We start from the raw sequence: 16,121 nt of genomic DNA, 5'->3' as shown, positions 1-16,121 counted from the left end.
GGTCGGCGTCGTTACACCCCCCGCACCACCGAGCACCGCCACGCCGGCTCGCGGGCAGCCCCCGCCGGGAACACCCGCCAGGTCGGCGTCGTTACACCCCCCGCACCACCGAGCACCGCCACGCCGGCTCGCGGGCAGCCCCCGCCGGGAACACCCGCCAGGTCGGCGTCGTTACATCCCCGCACGGCCGAGCACCACCGGCCGTACCCGGTTCCCCGGCGGGAATGATCCGCTGGCCCGGACCGTTGCACCACCCTCCGGGACACCCCCGAGCAGGCCCCGCCGGGTCGCCGGGCCGATCCCCAAGAACTTCCGTCCGGCACACCCCCGTGTGCCGAGTGCGTATCCCCCGATGAAGCAGAGGAGCACGCCATCATGCGTACCGATCTGATTCGTAAGACCGCCCTGACCGCCGCTGGCCTCGCCTTCACCGGTGGAGCGATCGCTGGTCCGGTGACCGCCGCGTACGCCATGTCCGACGCCAAGCCCAGCACCCAGACGGTTTCCGACCGCAAGGGTCACGGTGAGCGGGAGCTCGGCGTGCGGTACGAGGCGCAGCCGAACTTCTACTACTGCGGCCCCGCCGCTACCCGTAACGCGCTGAGCGTGCAGGGTAAGAACATCGACGTGGACGCCATGGCCAAGGAGATGGGCACCACCGAGGCCGGCACCAACAGCATCAACGACATCACCCCGGTGCTGAACAAGGAGACCGGCAAGGCCGACGCCTACCGGTCGGTGGAGATCAGCAGCCCCGACGCTGACGCCAAGCAGACCGACACGCTGCGCGCCGACGTGGTCAAGACCGTGGACGACGGTCGGGCCGTGGTCGCCAACATCGCCGGCACCAGCACCGACACCGACGGCAACACCCACTCCTACGAGGGCGGGCACTACATCAGCGTGACCGGCTACCGCGACAACGGCAACGTCGTCACGATCGCCGACTCCGCCAACCCGGACACCGCCTCGTACCAGATCACCATCGAGCACCTCGCCGACTGGATCGCCACCCGCGGCTACGCCACCAGCTGACCCGCGACCCGCACCACCGACAAGGGCCGGACCCCGCACCCGGGGTCCGGCCCTTGTTCGCATGTCGTCAGGTCTGTCGCGGAGCGCGCCTCCGCCGCCGGCCGTCAGCCGCCGGAGTCGTCCATCTCGGCGCCCTCGGGGACGGTGTCGTCGTCCCGGCTGGCCAGCCAGCCGTCCGGCAGGGCGACCTTGCCCGGCGAGTTGGTACGCCCGCGCGGCTGACCCAGCGCGGTCAGCGGGAAGGGCTCTGCCGGGTCGAGCTTGCCGAGCAGGTCGTCGAGCTGGGCCAGGCTCTCGATCATCGCCAGCGAGCGGCGCAGGTCGCCGCCGACCGGGAAACCCTTCAGGTACCAGGCGACGTGCTTGCGGAAGTCGGTGCAGCCGTCCCGCTCACCCCGGGCCGGGTTGCGAGCGCCCGCCACGAACTGGTCGACCAGCAGCTCGGCGTGCCGGCGCATGGTCACCGCCACCTCGCCGAGGGTGGGCAGCCGCCGCTCCGGCCGACCGGTGAAGGCGGCCTCCAGGTCGGCGAAGAGCCACGGCCGTCCCAGGCAGCCGCGACCCACGACCACGCCGTCGACGCCGGTGTGGGCGACCATCCGCAGCGCGTCGTCGGCCTCCCAGATGTCGCCGTTGCCGAGCACCGGCACGTCCAGGGCCTGCTTCAGGGTGGCAATCGCGTCCCAGTCGGCGGTGCCCGAGTAGCGCTGCGAGGCCGTACGCCCGTGCAGGGCCACCGCGGCGACGCCGGCCTCCTGCGCGGCGAGCCCGGCCTCGACGTACGTCAGGTGGTCGTCGTCGATGCCCTTGCGCATCTTGACCGTGACCGGCACGCCGGAGGGTGCGGCGGCGTCCACCGCGGCCTTCACCAGGCGGGCGAAGAGCCGGCGCCGCCACGGCAGCGCCGCGCCACCGCCCCGCCGGGTGACCTTGGGTACGGGGCAGCCGAAGTTGAGGTCGATGTGGTCGGCCAGGTTCCGCTCGACGACGATCCGCACGGCGGCGGCGGTGATCTCCGGGTCGGTGCCGTAGAGCTGGAGGCTGCGTGGCTGCTCGTCGTCGCCGAAGGCGATCATGCGCAGCGTCTTCGGGTTCCGCTCGACCAGCGCCCGGGTCGTGATCATCTCGCAGACGTAGATGCCGCCGCCCTGCTCACGGCAGAGCCGGCGGAAGCCAATGTTGGTGATCCCGGCCATCGGCGCGAGCACCACCGGCGGTGACACCTGGTACGGCCCGAGGGTCAGCGGGCGCAGCGCGGGCACGGTCACCGCACAAGTGTAAGGAACGGCCCCTCCTTACCGCCTAGCGCATAGGAAGGGCCCCTTCCTCACACGACGCATATCACACCGCCGCATGATCAACGGAGTTATCCACACCCCGCCGGAGTTTCCACAGGCCGTACGGCAGGGCATGACGCGGGCTGCTTCCCGCAGTCAGGCTGCCCCTCATGCGTGAACATCCACCCGAGCTGGCGGCAGTGGTCGAGCGGCAGCAGCAGATCGCCACCCGGGCTCAGTTGCTCGCCGCCGGCTACAACGACATGTACCTCTACCGCCAGGCCCGGCGCGGCCAGTGGCAACGCGTCCTGCCAGCGACGTACGCCCTGTTCACGGGCATGCTGACCGATGAACAACGGCGGATCTCCGCCGCGCTCTACGCCGGGCCGCAGGCGCAGCTGACCAGCTTGGCCGCGCTCACCTGGTATGGGTTCCGGCAGATTCCGCGTAACACCGACGTACACCTGGTCGTGCCGCACTACGCGCGGCGTCGGTCGGCGGGCTACGCCGTTGTTCGGCGAGCCTTGGCACTGGACAGCCGGCCGCGTTCGAGCGCGCCCTACCCCGTTTGTTCGCCAGCGCGGGCGGTGGTGGACGCGGCCCGTGACCTTGGGCAGCTTCGCCCTGTGCGGGCCGTCGTCGCCGAGTCCATCCAGCGCGGGTTCACCGACCTACGCAGGTTGGACGAGGAGATCCGCCGGGCGCGGCGCAGTCGCACCGCGCTGGTCAGGATGGCGTACGCGGAGGTCGTGGCCGGCACCCGGTCAGCTCCGGAGGCGGAGCTGCGTGAGTGCCTGGCAGACAGCCCGATCCTGCCGCGGATTCGCTGGAATCCTCGCCTTCGCACACTCGACGGGGCGGTATTGCCGACGCCGGACGGGTACCTGCCCGATTCGGCGGTGGCGCTGGAGGTCGATTCACAGGAGTACCACTTCAGCCCGAGTGACTGGGCTCGGACGCTGGAGCGGCACAACGAGCTGAGCCGGCACGGTGTCCTAGTTCTGCACGTGACGCCAGCGCAGCTCCGACGTCATCCGGACCGCATTCGACGAACTGTCGAGGACGCGTACGAGTCCCGGCAGGGCGTCGGAGCCACGCTCCGGGTCCGGGTCGATCCGGCCGACCCGGAAAATGCCAGGACCTGATCGAGTACGACGGCCGACACGACTCCGCTCGGTTCAGCTCGCAGCAGCAGAGTTAGGAAGGGGCCCCTCCTATACCTGAGGCGTTAAGAAGGGGCCCTTCCTTACACGTCAGCAGCCGGGGAGGCGCTCGATGAGGTACCGCTCGACCTGGTCCAGGGAGACGCGCTCCTGACCCATGGTGTCCCGGTTCCGGACCGTCACGGCGTTGTCGTCCAGGGTGTCGAAGTCGACGGTCACGCAGAACGGGGTGCCGATCTCGTCCTGCCGGCGGTAGCGGCGGCCGATGGCCTGCGAGTCGTCGAACTCCACCACCCAACGCTTGCGCAGCAGCGCGGCGAGGTCCTTCGCCTTGGGCGACAGCGCCTCGTTACGCGACAGCGGCAGCACCGCCACCTTGACCGGGGCCAGGCGCGGGTCGAACCGCATCACCGTGCGCTTGTCCACGCCACCCTTGGTGTTCGGGGCCTCGTCCTCGTCGTACGCCTCGAGCAGGAAGGCGAGCACCGCCCGGGTCAGACCGGCGGCCGGCTCGATGACGTACGGCATCCAGCGCTCGCTCTTGGTCTGGTCGAAGTACGACAGGTCGACGCCGGAGTGCTTGCTGTGCGTGGAGAGGTCGAAGTCGGTGCGGTTGGCGACACCCTCCAGCTCGGCGAACTCGGTCCCGCCGAACTGGAACCGGTACTCGATGTCGACGGTGCGCTTCGAGTAGTGCGACAGCTTCTCGGCGGGGTGCTCGTACAGGCGCAGATTGTCCGCCGACAGGCCGAGGTCGAGGTACCAGTTCCAGCGCTCCTGGAGCCAGTACTCGTGCCACTGCTCGTCGGTGCCCGGCTCGACGAAGAACTCCATCTCCATCTGCTCGAACTCGCGGGTCCGGAAGATGAAGTTGCCCGGGGTGATCTCGTTGCGGAACGACTTGCCGGTCTGCGCGATGCCGAACGGGGGCTTCTTGCGGGCGACCGTCTCGACGTTCTTGTAGTTGACGAAGATGCCCTGCGCGGTCTCCGGGCGCAGGTAGTGCATCCCCTCGTCGCTCTCCACCGGGCCCAGGTACGTCTTCATGAGGCCGTTGAACATCTTCGGCTCGGTGAAGGTGCCCTTGTTGCCGCAGTTGGGGCAGTTGACCTCGGCGAGCGAGGTGGGCGCGTGGCCGTGCTTGGCCTCGTACGCCTCCTCGATGTGGTCCGCCCGGAACCGCTTGTGGCAGAACTGGCACTCGGTGAGCGGGTCGACGAACTCGGCGATGTGGCCGGACGCCTCCCATACCTTGCGGGCCAGGATCACCGCGGAGTCGAGGCCGACGACGTCGTCGCGCTGCTGGACCATGGTCTTCCACCACTGCCGGCGGACGTTCTCCTTCAGCTCCACGCCGAGCGGACCGTAGTCCCACGCCGACCGGGTGCCTCCGTAGATCTCGCTGGAGGGGAAGACGAAGCCTCGGCGCTTGGCGAGGCTGACGACGGCGTCGATACGGTCGGCTGGCATGTTTCCTCCTACGCCGGCTGGCGGTCGGCGGGGGCGAGATGTGGATGGAACGGTCGGTTCGGAACAACGGTACGACCACCGTCGCCCCGAGCCCAGCAGAATACCGGGGGCGGGTCAGCTCACCCCGCAGACCTCCATGCCACCGGTCTGACCGTCCTGACCCAGGCTGACCTGCTGACGCTCCCGGTCGCCGCCGTCCAGGGTCACGTCCACCGGCACGGTGAGGTTGGTGGTGTCCACCTCACCCACCCGGAACGCGGTGACCTGCGGCTCGGCGGCCGCCCGCCGCTCGAACTCGGGGCGGGACTCGCGCCGCTGCGCGTCGTCGCAGAGCTGGTCGTACGCCCGGCCGTAGTTGCGCTCGACGAGCGCCTGGTAGTAGTCGCCGGTCACCGTGCGGCCCTGCTCGCGTACCGCCTGCACGCCGCTCACGGCCAGGCCCACGATGGCCGTGCCACCCCCGCCGCAGCAGAGCAGCACGGCGAGGGCGCCGACGCCGAGTCCGATCCAGAGCCGGGTACGACGCCCCTCGGTGGGAGGCGCGGCGAAGGGCGGAGCCACACCGGGACCGGGCGGCGGGGCGGGTGCGGTCATAGGAGCAGGGTAGTGCCCGAGTCTCAGCGGTAAGGACCTGCGGCCCGATCACTCTCGGCGACCACCACGGCTCCGCCCGGCGCGGCGCTGGCCAGCGCCTCGTACGCGGACGGCTCGTCGACCGACTCGGCGAGCAACGGCACCGCGCTCACCTTGACCTCGAAGCCGCCCAGCGCCCGCCGGTAGGTGCCGACCGTCTCCCACTCGGTAACCAGGGACCAGTACCGGGGGTCGTCCAGGGCCCGGACGAGTTGGCCGCGCAGGTAGCCGGGGCAGGCGGCCAGCGCGGTGAGGGCGGCGTGCGCCCGTTCGGTGAAGCCGTCGGCGACATCGACGTCGACCACGAACCGGTTGGTCACCAGCACCGGGGGTTCCTCCTCGTAGAGTCTGTGGGATGCAGCGTACGCAGCGCCCTCTGCTGGCCCGGTTGGCCGGGGCGAACCCGACGTCGGTGTTCCTGCTCACCCTGGTGGTGGTGCTGGTGGCGTTCTTCACGCCGGGGGTGGTCGGCGGCCTGCTGACGCTGGCCCTCGCCGCCGCCCTGATCGTCCTGTTGGCGACCACGTGGTCGGTTCAGGCGCCGCAGACGAGGGTGGTCCGACTGCTGATGCTGACTCTGCTGGTGACGGTGGGCCTGGCGAAGCTGCTCTGACATGCAAGCATGCGTTTTTGACAATCATTGTCGTTACCACGGACAGTTGGCGGCATGAGCAACCGCACCACGTCCCGTGTCCTGGCCGCCGCCGCGACCGCCCTGATCGCCCTGGGCGCCGCCGCCGGCTGCTCCACCGCCGGCCCGGCCGGCGCCGATCCCCAACGGGTCGATGTGGTGGCCGCGTTCTACCCACTCCAGTTCGTCGCCGAGCGCGTCGGCGGCGACGCCGTCCGCGTCACCAACCTGGCCAAGCCCGGCGCCGAGCCGCACGACCTGGAGCTGAGCCCGCGCCAGGTCGGTGACATCACCGAAGCCGAGCTGATCGTCTACCTCAAGGGCTTCCAGCCCGCGGTGGACGAGGCGATCGCGCAGGACGACGACGCACCCGTGTTCGACGTGGCCAGCGTGCAGCCGCTGATGGACGCGAGCGCCGGCGGCCACAACCACGAGGGCGACGAGGAGGGCGAGGAGGGGCACGGGCACGCCAAGGACCCGCACGTCTGGCTCGACCCGATCCGGCTCGCCACCATCGGCGACAAGCTCGCCCAACAGCTCGGCACGGTCGATGAGAAGCACGCCGCCGACTACACCGCCCGCGCCGCGGCCCTGCGCGCCGACCTGACCACCCTCGACGGCGAGTTCACCAAGGGCCTGGCGACCTGCCAGCGACGCGAGATCGTGACCAGCCACACCGCGTTCGGCTACCTCGCCGACCGCTACCGCCTCGACCAGGTCGGCATCACCGGGCTCAGCCCCGACGTCGAGCCCTCGCCACAGCGGCTCGCCCAGGTCATCGAGGAGGCGAAGGAGCACCACGCCACCACGATCTTCTTCGAGGCGCTGGTCAGCCCGAAGGTCGCCGAGACCATCGCCGGTCAGGTCGGCGCGAAGACCGCGGTGCTCGATCCGATCGAAGGACTCGCAGCGGGCAGCGACGCCGACTACTTTTCGGTGATGCGTACCAACCTGCGGACCCTGCGGACGGCGTTGAGCTGCTCATGAGCACCCCTGTCATCACCGTCGAACACGGCGCGGTCGGCTACGACGGCCGCACCGTGCTCCGGGACGTCTCGTTCACCGTGACCGCCGGGGAGGTGGTCGCGGTGCTCGGCGCCAACGGCTCCGGCAAGTCCACGCTGATCCGCACGATCCTCGGCCTGGTGCCGCTCAGCTCCGGCTCGATCACCCTCTTCGACCGGCCGTTGCGCCAGTTCCGCCAGTGGCAGCGCATCGGGTACGTCCCGCAGCGCCTCGGCGCCGGGTCGGGCGTGCCCGCCACCGTCCGTGAGGTGGTGGCCTCCGGCCGGCTGGCCCGCCGGGGCATCCTGCGCCCGCCCGGCGCCGCCGACCGGGCCGCCGTCGACGCGGCGCTGCGGGCGGTCGGGCTCGCCGACCGGGCCACCGATCCGGTGTCCACCCTCTCCGGCGGTCAACAGCAGCGCACCCTGATCGCCCGCGCGCTGGCCGGTAAGCCGGAGTTGCTGATCCTCGACGAGCCCACCGCCGGGGTGGACGCGGCCAGCCAGGAGGCGTTCGCGGGCGCGTTGCGCGACTTCGTCTCCGACGGCGGGACGGTGCTGCTGGTGGCCCACGAGCTGGGCCCGTTGCGACCGGTGATCAGCCGGGCGGTCGTCGTCCACCAGGGCGGCATCTGTCACGACGGCCCGGTCCCGGACCCGGCCGGCCACCACGCCGAGCCCGACCACGACCACGTGCACCCGCACGGTCCCGACGAGCCCGCCGGGCTGTGGAGCAACTAACGATGGAACTCTTCCAGTACCCCTACATGCAGCGTGCCCTGATCGGCGCGCTGGTGATCGGCCTGGCCGCTCCGGCGCTCGGCATCTACCTGGTGCAGCGCCGACTGACGCTGATCGGCGACGGCATCGGCCACGTGGCGTTGACGGGTGTCGGCGCAGGCCTGCTCCTGAACCGCTCACCGGTGCTGGTGGCGGTGATCGTCGCCACCGTCGGCGCGATCACCATCGAGCTGGTCCGCGCCCGCGGGCGTACCTCCGGCGATCTGGCCCTGGCCCTGCTCTTCTACGGCGGCATCGCCGGTGGCGTCCTGCTGGTCGGCCTCTCGGACGCGACGAGCGCCAACCTCAACGCCTACCTGTTCGGATCGTTGCTCTCCACCTCGACCAACGACCTGATCACCGTCGGAGTGCTCGGTGCGGCGATCCTGATCACCATGATCGCCCTGCGACCGGCGCTCTTCGCGATCAGCCACGACGAGGAGTACGCCCGCGTCTCCGGCCTCCCGGTGCGCACGCTCAACCTGCTGATCGCGGTCACCACCGCGGTCACGGTCACCATCGCGATGCGGGCCGTCGGCGTGTTGCTGATCAGCGCGCTGATGGTGGTTCCGGTGGCCGCCGCCCAGCAGGTCACCCGGGGCTTCCGCAGCACGATGACCGCCGCCATGGCGCTCGGGTTCCTCGCCGCCGGCTCGGGTGTCTGGGTGGCCGCCAGCGCCGACACCCCGCCCGGGGCCTCGGTGGTACTGCTGGCGATCGCCTCCTTCCTGGTGATGGCCGTCGCCGGGACGATCTGGCGTAGGCGGCACCGCCGCACCGCGCCGGCGCTCGTACCAGCCCTGGAGCCGCACGAGGTCGTGCTGGACTAGCCGTGCCGGATCGGCGGATGTCGGTGGTATTGGTTACCGTTGCAAGATGACCAGCGCAACGGGCTACGAGGGTTTCGACGGAGCCAGCGAACTGCTCCGAGCCTTGTCCGCGCCCATCCGGCTGGCCATCGTCAGCGAACTCGCCGACGGCGAGCGGTGCGTGCACGAGCTGGTGGAGAAGCTGGGCGCCGCGCAGCCGCTGGTCTCCCAGCACCTGCGGGTGCTGCGCGGGGCGGGCGTGGTGCGGGGCTCGCGGCGCGGTCGGGAGATCGCCTACAGCCTGGTCGACGAGCACGTCGCGCACATCGTGGCGGACGCGGTCAGTCACGCGGGGGAGGGATCATGAGCGAGAGCAACGCCGCCGTACGCAACACCCGGCAGCGCTCGGCGGTGAGCGCGCTGCTGGGCGAGATGGAGGGCTTCCACAGCGCCCAGGATCTGCACGCGATGCTCCGGCAGCGCGGCGAGCGGGTCGGCCTGACCACCGTCTACCGCACCCTCCAGGGGCTGGCCGACGCGGGCGAGATCGACGTGATGCGCCCGCCCGGTGGCGAGCACCTCTACCGCCGGTGCAGCGAGGGCCACCACCACCACCTGGTCTGCCGGGCCTGCGGGCGGACGGTCGAGGTCGCCGGCCCGGCGGTGGAGAGCTGGGCGGACCGAGTCGCCGCCGAGCACGGGTACGCCGACGTCAGCCACACCCTGGAGATCTTCGGCACCTGCCCGACCTGTGTCCGATGACGGGCCTTCGGTTCACGCCGGTCCAGTCCGCGGGCGCTGAGACGGCGCTGCGCGACTGGCAGCACATCCACAACTCGATCATCCCGACGGCGCCCCTGTCGGCCGACGAGATCGCCGCTCGCGCCCAGCGCCACATCCTTGAGGTCGCGTACGCCGACGGGGTCGCCGTGGGCTGCTCGACCGTACGTCCCCCGGCACCCGACGCCGCGACCGTGATCGCCCGGGTGCTACCCGAGAGCCGCCGGCACGGCTACGGGGAGCAGATCTACCAGCGCGGGCTGGCCCGGGCCCGTGAGCTGGGCGCGCAGACCATCGAAACCGTCGTCCTGGCGTCCAACGACGAGGGCCTGCGGTTCGCCCGCCACCACGGCTTCGTCGAGACCGAACGGTACGTCCTACCGGGCGACACCATCGCGTTCGTGGACCTGCGGCTCGCCTGATCGACGGCTGGTTCCCGCCCTCCGGTCCGGCCACCGAATCGACGGGTGCCGGGCCGTCGTCGTTCGTGGCACGCTGTCCGACGTGAAGATCTACGCCGATCGGTTTCCGACCGCCGTCCGTCAGTTGCTCACCGACCTGCTCGTCGTCATCTGGGTGTACGCCGCGATCCGCGCCGCCCTCTGGCTGCACGACCTGGTGCAGAAGCTCGCCGTACCCGGGCAGAAGCTGGAGGGCGCGGGCAGTGGCCTCGCCGACAACCTCGCCGACGCCGGCGGCAAGGTACGCCGGGTACCGCTGGTCGGTGACGAGCTGACCGCGCCCTTCCAGCGCGCCGCCGACGCCGCCCGAGGGCTCGCCGACGCCGGCCGGGAGCAGCAGCACCTCGTCGACCAACTCGCCCTCGCCCTCGCCGTCGCGGTGCTGATCTTCCCGCTCGGTCTGGTGCTCTTCGGTTGGCTGCCGCTGCGGCTGCGCTGGATGCGCCGCGCCGGCTCGGCCGCCAAGCTCGCCGCCGTACCCGCCGGACGGGACCTGCTCGCGCTGCGCGCGCTGGCCACCCAACCGCTGGGCCGCCTCACCCGGATCGCGCCCGACGTCGCCGAGGCGTGGCGACGCGGCGACGACGACACCGTCGACGCCCTGGCCGCCCTGGAACTACGCCACCTAGGCCTCCGCCACAAATCCCGCTAACCCCAGCCCTCACCTCACGCCCGCACGCCCACCTTCGCGCTCGCCACGCGCCCTCGACGCACCCTCGACGCGCCCACCCGGGCCCACCCGGGCCCACCCGGGCCCACGCCCTCGCCCTCGCCACGCGCCCACGCCCCCGCCACGCGCCCACCCGCGCCCACGCTCTCGCCCTCCCCACGCGCCCTCCCCACGCGCCCACGCCCTCGCCCCCGCCACGTGCCCTCACGCCGAGACCGTCACCCTCACCCCCGCCACACGCCCTCACGCCGACCGTCACCCTCACCCAGCCGCGCCCAAGCCCCCGCCCACGGGCGCGCCCTCACCCCCACCCCCACGTCCGCCCCACCCCGCCCGCACCCTCGCCCGTCGATCATGGAGTTCTGGTGGGCGACAAAGCACCCGTCAACCCCCATAACAGGCACCACAACTCCATGATCGACGAGGTCGGGCGGTGACCACCTCGCGATCTTGCACTTTCTGTGGTGACTAAAGGGGCATACCGTGCCGAGTTGACGACCGAAAGTGCAAGATCGGCGCGGACACCGGACCCGGGCCGCGGGGGCGGGGGGCGCGGGGGCGGGGGTGTGGCGGCGGCTCGGAGGGGCGGGTGCAGGCCGTTAAGGTCGTCGGGTGTTCTACTTCCTGATCGTCATCGCCGTCCTGCTGCTCGGCTACGCCGCCGTGCTGGTCTCCTTCGTCCGCCGGGGCAAGAAGATCCCGCCCGCCGCGTACCTCGCGCTGGCCGTGCTCAACGGTCTGATCCTGGCCGGGGTGTTGGCCTGGGCGGTCGCCCGCTGACGTGCCCCGCCCCGACCCGACCCGCGCCCCGCGCCGCCCCGACCCGCGCCGCCCCGACCCGCGCCGCGCCGCGCCGACCCGCGCCGCGCCGCCCCGACCCGCGCCCCGAGCCGAGCCGCGCCGCGCCGCGCCGCGCCGCGCCGAGCCGAGCCGCGCCGAGCCGAGCCGCGCCGAGCCGAGCCGCGATCGTGCTCGAACCAGGAAGTAGTGGCCTCGGGGTCGGAGGGATGCCACTGGATCCAGGATCGAGCACGATCTCCCTGCCAACGCCGCGATCGTCCCCGCCGATGGGGCGGGGGACCTGTCGCGAACGTTACGGTTTCGGGGGGATACGGCGGCGGACGTCCTCGGCGGTGGACGGGCCGGGCTCCCAGCGGGCCACCCAGGGCAGTTCGGCGGACGGGGTGACGACGCCCTCCTCCACGCTCGCGTAGCGGCCTGCGAGGATCCGCTTGGCGGCGGCGGTGTCGACCGAGTCGGTGTTGTCCCAGAGGGCGGCGAACAGCGCGTCCACCCGAACGCGGGCCTGCCGGCAGAACAGGTCGGCCAGCTCGACGTTCTCCGGGTGGGAGTCACGTTCGGCGGACGCGCGGACGCAGACGGCGGACATCGCGAACAGCTCCGCGCCGATGTCCACGATGCGCCCGAGGAACGCCTGCTTGCGCTCCATCTTTCCCTGCCAACGGGACATCGCGTAGAACGTCGAACGGGCCAGCTTGCGCGAGGAGCGTTCCACTTGGCGCAGGTGGCCGGCGAGGGGGCCGAACTCGGCGTACGCCGATGGGCTCTGGCCCTTGCCGACCGTGAGGGTCGGCAGCCACCGCGCGTAGAACGCTCCCGCTCGGGCGCCGGCGCGGGCCTTGCGGCCGAGCCCCGCCTCCGGGTCGATGATGTCGCCGGCCACCGACAGGTGGGCGTCGACGGCCTCCCGGGCGATCAGCAGGTGCATGATCTCGGTGGAGCCCTCGAAGATCCGGTTGATGCGCAGGTCGCGGAGCACCTGCTCGACGTTGGCCGGGCGTTCGCCGCGGGCGGCCAGCGAGTCGGCGGTCTCGTAGCCGCGCCCGCCCCGGATCTGGACCAGCTCGTCGGCGATCTTCCAGGCCATCTCACTGGCGTAGAGCTTGACCAGCGCCGCCTCGATCCGGATGTCGTTGCGGTCGTCGTCGGCGAGCAGGCAGCACAGGTCGAGCATGGTCTCCATGCCGTACGTGGTCGCGGCGATGAAGGAGAGCTTCTGGGCGACGGCCTCGTGCTCGCCCACCGGTCGTCCCCACTGGACGCGGTCGGCGGCCCATCCCCGGGCCACGTGCAGCGCCCACTTGCCGGCGCCCACGCACATGGCCGGTAGGGAGAGCCGGCCGGTGTTCAGCGTGGTCAGGGCGATCTTGAGGCCCTTGCCCTCGCCGCCGATGACGTTCTCGGCGGGCACGAAGACGTCGTGGAAACGGGTCAGGCTGTTTTCCAGGCCGCGCAGGCCGACGAACTCGTTGCGCCGTTCCACGGTGATGCCGGCGCTGTCGCCGTCCACCACGAACGCGGTGATGCCGCCGCGTCGACCTTCGGTGGCGGGCACCCGGGCCATCACCACCAGCAGGGTGGCCACGGTGCCGTTGGTGGCCCAGAGTTTCACGCCGTTGAGCCGGTAACCGGTGCCGTCGTCGGTCGGTTCGGCGGTGGTGGCGAGGCGCGCCGGGTCGGAGCCGACGTCCGGCTCGGTGAGCAGGAACGCGGAGACCTCCCCTGCGGCGAGTCGGGGCAGGAAACGCTGCTTCTGCTCGGCGGTGCCGAACATCTTCAGCGGTTGCGGCACGCCGATCGACTGGTGGGCCGAGAGCAGCGCGCCGATCGCCGGGCTGGCCGAGCCGGCCAGCATCAGGGCCCGGCAGTAGTGCAGGTTGCTCAGCCCGAGGCCGCCGTACTTCCGGTCGATCTTCATGCCGAACGCGCCGAGGTCGGCGAGACCGTGGAAGACGGAGTCGGGGATGGAGGCGTCCCGCTCGATGGCCGCGCCGTCCACCTCGGAGGTGACGAAGGAGCGCAGCTGGCCGAGGAACTCCTCAGCGCGGGCCACGTCGTCCGGGTCGGAGCGCGGCCACGGGTCGATGAGGTCGAGCCGGAACCGGCCGAGGAACAGTTCCTTGCCGAAGCTGGGACGGTCCCAGGTGGACTCGCGGGCGGCCTCGGCGACTCGGCGGGCCTCCTTCTCCGAGACCTGGCCCGCCTCGGCGGGCAGCGGCGCGGCGGTGCCGGCCGAGGCACCGGGTTCGGGGGCAGGACCGGATTCGGGGCCGTCCGGTGCCGGTCGGCCGTCCTGTGTCGTGGTCACGGCTGCCCCCTCGAAGCTCGGTGCGGCTGCTCGACGTGTGCGACTAACGCCACGCTACCCCCGGTTGTTACCCAGGGGTAGCGTGGCGGGAACATCGACGAAGATCAGCCCACGCTGAGCGTGTCCGGGTCGTCGTCCTCGTCGTCGATGTCGTCGTCACCCCAGTTGCGGCGGGCGAACGGCAGGATCACCCAGAAGACGAGGAACCAGAGCCCGGCCAGCGCGCTCAACACGAAGGCGATCGGCCGGTCCAGCACGAAGTCGGTGATCAGCAGCACCGCGCTGACCATGGCGATCAGCATGAAGGCGAGGCCGCCGGTCGCCATGAGGTGCGCGAACCGCACCAGTTCCGGCTTGCGCCCCTGGCGGAACAGCGCCCGGTGGAACGCCACCGGCGAAATGATCATCGCGGTGGCGGCGGCCGCGGCGAGCAGGGCGACGATGTAGACGTCGCGCTGGAACTCGCTGGTCCGGGTGAACCCGTTGCTGAACGGCAGGGTGAGCAGGAAGGCGAAGAGGATCTGCACGCCGGTCTGGGCGACCCGCAACTCCTGGAGCAGGTCGGCGAAGTTGCGCTGCCAGCGTTGCTTCTCGGTCTCCTTGGACACGCGCTACCTCCGGTGAGACGGTACTGCCGGCGGTCCCGGCCGCCGGCAGCAACGCCAATGCCCCACACGACCGAGCGTGAAACAGGCTCACGACACCTGCCGTTCATCGTGCGGCAATGTCAGGACCCGCGACGGATCCGACCCACGTACCGGGCCTCCAGCGCATTGTTGTGCGCGTCCCCGTCCGGGATGTTCGCCGACAGGTAGACCGGAGGCCGCTCACCCGCCGCGAGCAGCCGGGCCACCACCTCCACGGTGACCTGCTGGGCCAGCAGCGCGGCCGTGATCGAGGAGACCGCGCCGACCGCGCCCCCGTCGGGCAGCGGCAGCGTCGCGTCGCCGTACGGGGCGCCGTTGTCGAGCACCACGTCGGCGAGGTCGGCCAGCTTGCGCCCGGACGGGTGGCGGGAGGTCATCCGGCCGGAATGCTGTGCGGAGGTGATCGCCACCAGCTGGTGACCCCGCTCCTTGAGCAGCGTGGCGAACTCGACCATCGCGCCGTTGACCCCGGAGTTCGAGGCGAGCACGAAGATGTCGGCGGGCCGTACGGGAGCCAACGCCCAGAGCCGGTGCGCCACCGCCGGGTCCCGTTCCAGCAGCGGCCCGAGCACGTCGGCCGGCTCGCCGCCGAGCAGCACCAGGTCCCGCAGGGCGATCCGGTTGGTGGGTACCAGCCCGCCGGCCCGGCCGGCGATCTCCATGGCGAGGGCCTCCGAGTGCCCGGTGCCGAAGGCGTGCACCACCCCGTCGGCGCGTACCGCCTCGGCGATCAGGTCGGCGGCCCGGCCCACGGCCTCGGCCTGGCTGGCGGCCACCCGGGACATCGTCTCGGTCACCACCCTCAGGTAGTCCCCGGCGCTCACCGTCATATGTCCTCCGTCCGTCTGTTGCGGGCGAACCACCGCACCGCGAAGTCGACCGTCGCCCGCTGGCGTACCAGCCTCGCCGTCCCGGCGCCCACCGGGCCGACGCGGACCACCGTCGTGGCGTCGAGGTCCCGGCCCAGCGCGCCGAAGTCGCTTCCGTCGAGCCGGACGTCCTGCCACCACACCCATTCCCGGCCGCCGTCGGCAGTCCGCACCGCCGCGCCCAGTCGCTCGCGGACCAGGGCGGGACGGCGGTACTCGGCCAGGTGCAGCGAGGTGTTGACGCTGTGGTCGACTCCGAGCAGCAGCACGTCGGCGTCCAGGTCGTAGAGCCGGGCCAGCGGCGAGCCCTCGCCGAGCATGTCGGCCAGTTCGTGCCCCGCCACCACCTGCTCGGCCGTCGGCCCGAGCGCGGTGAACGACACGTGGGGATGCGTGCTACGCATCGCCGAGGGCCAGCAGCGGACCGTCTCGGCGAACACGCCCATGTGCCGGCTCGGCGTGACCGCCGGGTCGAAGCCGGGCATCTCGGCGCGGATCAGCGGCCACCAGTCCACCGGCACCGGCGGGTTGCGCCACTGCGCGGGGTCGCTGTTGTCGGGGGTGTGGGTGGGTACCACGATCGTGCCGTCCGGGCCGAGCGCGTCACGCAGCGCCAGCGCCAGCGCCTGCGGTCCGCCGCAGACGTAGCCCAGCGGGCGCATCCCGGCGTGCACCAGCACCGTCGATCCGGGGCGTACGCCCAGCAGGCGGAGCTGCGCGGCGATCGACCGACGGGTGCCCGGCCCGCCGACGGGCGCGGTCACAGCTCTCCTCCGCCTGGCA

19 protein-coding genes are annotated in these 16,121 nt (G+C 71.7%); 11 read left to right on the top strand and 8 right to left on the bottom strand.

Annotated features, from left to right (window positions below; genetic code table 11):
• Positions 1-375: 375 nt before the first annotated feature.
• On the top strand, positions 376-1,035 hold the full coding sequence (locus AB0I89_RS29175; protein WP_357133307.1) for a C39 family peptidase: 660 nt from the start codon (positions 376-378) through the stop codon (positions 1,033-1,035).
• Between the two features lie 104 nt (positions 1,036-1,139).
• Here AB0I89_RS29175 and dusB read toward each other — a convergent pair whose 3' ends face one another.
• Positions 1,140-2,303, bottom strand: a complete 1,164-nt coding sequence (gene dusB / locus AB0I89_RS29170; protein ID WP_357133305.1) for a tRNA dihydrouridine synthase DusB — start codon at positions 2,301-2,303, stop codon at positions 1,140-1,142.
• Between the two features lie 179 nt (positions 2,304-2,482).
• Here dusB and AB0I89_RS29165 point away from each other — a divergent pair, with 179 nt between their 5' ends.
• Entirely contained in the window at positions 2,483-3,457 is a 975-nt protein-coding gene (locus AB0I89_RS29165) for a type IV toxin-antitoxin system AbiEi family antitoxin domain-containing protein (protein ID WP_357133303.1), read from the top strand.
• 108 nt (positions 3,458-3,565) lie between these two features.
• On the opposite strand, the gene AB0I89_RS29160 is transcribed toward AB0I89_RS29165, so the two are convergent.
• From AB0I89_RS29160 to AB0I89_RS29150, 3 genes are all read right to left on the bottom strand, one after another.
• Entirely contained in the window at positions 3,566-4,945 is a 1,380-nt protein-coding gene (locus AB0I89_RS29160) for a glycine--tRNA ligase (protein ID WP_357133301.1), read from the bottom strand.
• 114 nt (positions 4,946-5,059) lie between these two features.
• Positions 5,060-5,539 carry a hypothetical protein gene (locus AB0I89_RS29155; RefSeq protein WP_357133299.1) on the bottom strand — a complete coding sequence of 160 codons (480 nt, stop codon included), beginning with the start codon at positions 5,537-5,539 and terminating at the stop codon, positions 5,060-5,062.
• A gap of 23 nt (positions 5,540-5,562) precedes the next feature.
• Positions 5,563-5,904, bottom strand: a complete 342-nt coding sequence (locus AB0I89_RS29150) for an antibiotic biosynthesis monooxygenase (protein WP_357133297.1) — start codon at positions 5,902-5,904, stop codon at positions 5,563-5,565.
• Between the two features lie 29 nt (positions 5,905-5,933).
• Between AB0I89_RS29150 and AB0I89_RS29145 the strand changes: the two genes are divergently transcribed.
• From AB0I89_RS29145 to AB0I89_RS29105, 9 genes are all read left to right on the top strand, one after another.
• Positions 5,934-6,191: a hypothetical protein gene (locus tag AB0I89_RS29145; RefSeq protein WP_357133295.1), complete on the top strand. Its 258-nt coding sequence runs from the start codon at positions 5,934-5,936 to the stop codon at positions 6,189-6,191.
• A gap of 54 nt (positions 6,192-6,245) precedes the next feature.
• On the top strand, positions 6,246-7,196 hold the full coding sequence (locus tag AB0I89_RS29140) for a metal ABC transporter substrate-binding protein (RefSeq protein WP_357133293.1): 951 nt from the start codon (positions 6,246-6,248) through the stop codon (positions 7,194-7,196).
• Positions 7,193-7,954 (top strand): metal ABC transporter ATP-binding protein, encoded by a 762-nt coding sequence (locus AB0I89_RS29135; RefSeq protein ID WP_357133291.1) that lies wholly within the window; start codon positions 7,193-7,195, stop codon positions 7,952-7,954. Before AB0I89_RS29140 ends, AB0I89_RS29135 begins: the two co-directional genes overlap by 4 nt.
• Positions 7,955-7,956: 2 nt before the next feature.
• On the top strand, positions 7,957-8,823 hold the full coding sequence (locus AB0I89_RS29130; RefSeq protein ID WP_357133289.1) for a metal ABC transporter permease: 867 nt from the start codon (positions 7,957-7,959) through the stop codon (positions 8,821-8,823).
• 46 nt (positions 8,824-8,869) lie between these two features.
• The gene (locus AB0I89_RS29125; protein ID WP_282257156.1) at positions 8,870-9,169 is read left to right on the top strand and encodes a metalloregulator ArsR/SmtB family transcription factor; all 300 of its coding nucleotides are present in this window, start codon (positions 8,870-8,872) and stop codon (positions 9,167-9,169) included.
• On the top strand, positions 9,166-9,564 hold the full coding sequence (locus tag AB0I89_RS29120; protein WP_357133286.1) for a Fur family transcriptional regulator: 399 nt from the start codon (positions 9,166-9,168) through the stop codon (positions 9,562-9,564). The genes AB0I89_RS29125 and AB0I89_RS29120 overlap by 4 nt, the downstream gene beginning before the upstream one ends.
• Positions 9,561-10,004, top strand: coding sequence for a GNAT family N-acetyltransferase (locus AB0I89_RS29115; RefSeq protein WP_357133284.1), 444 nt, complete (start codon positions 9,561-9,563; stop codon positions 10,002-10,004). Before AB0I89_RS29120 ends, AB0I89_RS29115 begins: the two co-directional genes overlap by 4 nt.
• A gap of 82 nt (positions 10,005-10,086) precedes the next feature.
• On the top strand, positions 10,087-10,695 hold the full coding sequence (locus AB0I89_RS29110) for a hypothetical protein (protein WP_357133282.1): 609 nt from the start codon (positions 10,087-10,089) through the stop codon (positions 10,693-10,695).
• Positions 10,696-11,325: 630 nt separating this feature from the next.
• On the top strand, positions 11,326-11,493 hold the full coding sequence (locus AB0I89_RS29105; RefSeq protein WP_357133280.1) for a hypothetical protein: 168 nt from the start codon (positions 11,326-11,328) through the stop codon (positions 11,491-11,493).
• A 313-nt stretch (positions 11,494-11,806) separates the two neighbouring features.
• Here the strand turns inward: AB0I89_RS29105 and AB0I89_RS29100 are convergent, their stop codons facing one another.
• The 4 genes from AB0I89_RS29100 to AB0I89_RS29085 all read right to left on the bottom strand — a co-directional run bounded on the left by AB0I89_RS29100 (position 11,807) and on the right by AB0I89_RS29085 (position 16,102).
• Positions 11,807-13,729 carry an acyl-CoA dehydrogenase family protein gene (locus tag AB0I89_RS29100; protein WP_357133377.1) on the bottom strand — a complete coding sequence of 641 codons (1,923 nt, stop codon included), beginning with the start codon at positions 13,727-13,729 and terminating at the stop codon, positions 11,807-11,809.
• Between the two features lie 197 nt (positions 13,730-13,926).
• The gene (locus AB0I89_RS29095) at positions 13,927-14,430 is read right to left on the bottom strand and encodes a DUF6328 family protein (RefSeq protein ID WP_357133278.1); all 504 of its coding nucleotides are present in this window, start codon (positions 14,428-14,430) and stop codon (positions 13,927-13,929) included.
• 119 nt (positions 14,431-14,549) lie between these two features.
• On the bottom strand, positions 14,550-15,299 hold the full coding sequence (locus AB0I89_RS29090) for an SIS domain-containing protein (RefSeq protein ID WP_357133276.1): 750 nt from the start codon (positions 15,297-15,299) through the stop codon (positions 14,550-14,552).
• Positions 15,296-16,102 carry an AAC(3) family N-acetyltransferase gene (locus AB0I89_RS29085; protein WP_357133274.1) on the bottom strand — a complete coding sequence of 269 codons (807 nt, stop codon included), beginning with the start codon at positions 16,100-16,102 and terminating at the stop codon, positions 15,296-15,298. The genes AB0I89_RS29090 and AB0I89_RS29085 overlap by 4 nt, the downstream gene beginning before the upstream one ends.
• Positions 16,103-16,121 lie beyond the last annotated feature (19 nt).

The sequence above is a fragment of the Micromonospora sp. NPDC049801 genome (assembly GCF_040656575.1).
Lineage (GTDB): Bacteria > Actinomycetota > Actinomycetes > Mycobacteriales > Micromonosporaceae > Micromonospora.
Note: the sequence above shows the minus strand (reverse complement) of the source record. Positions and strands in the feature narration are given on the sequence as shown.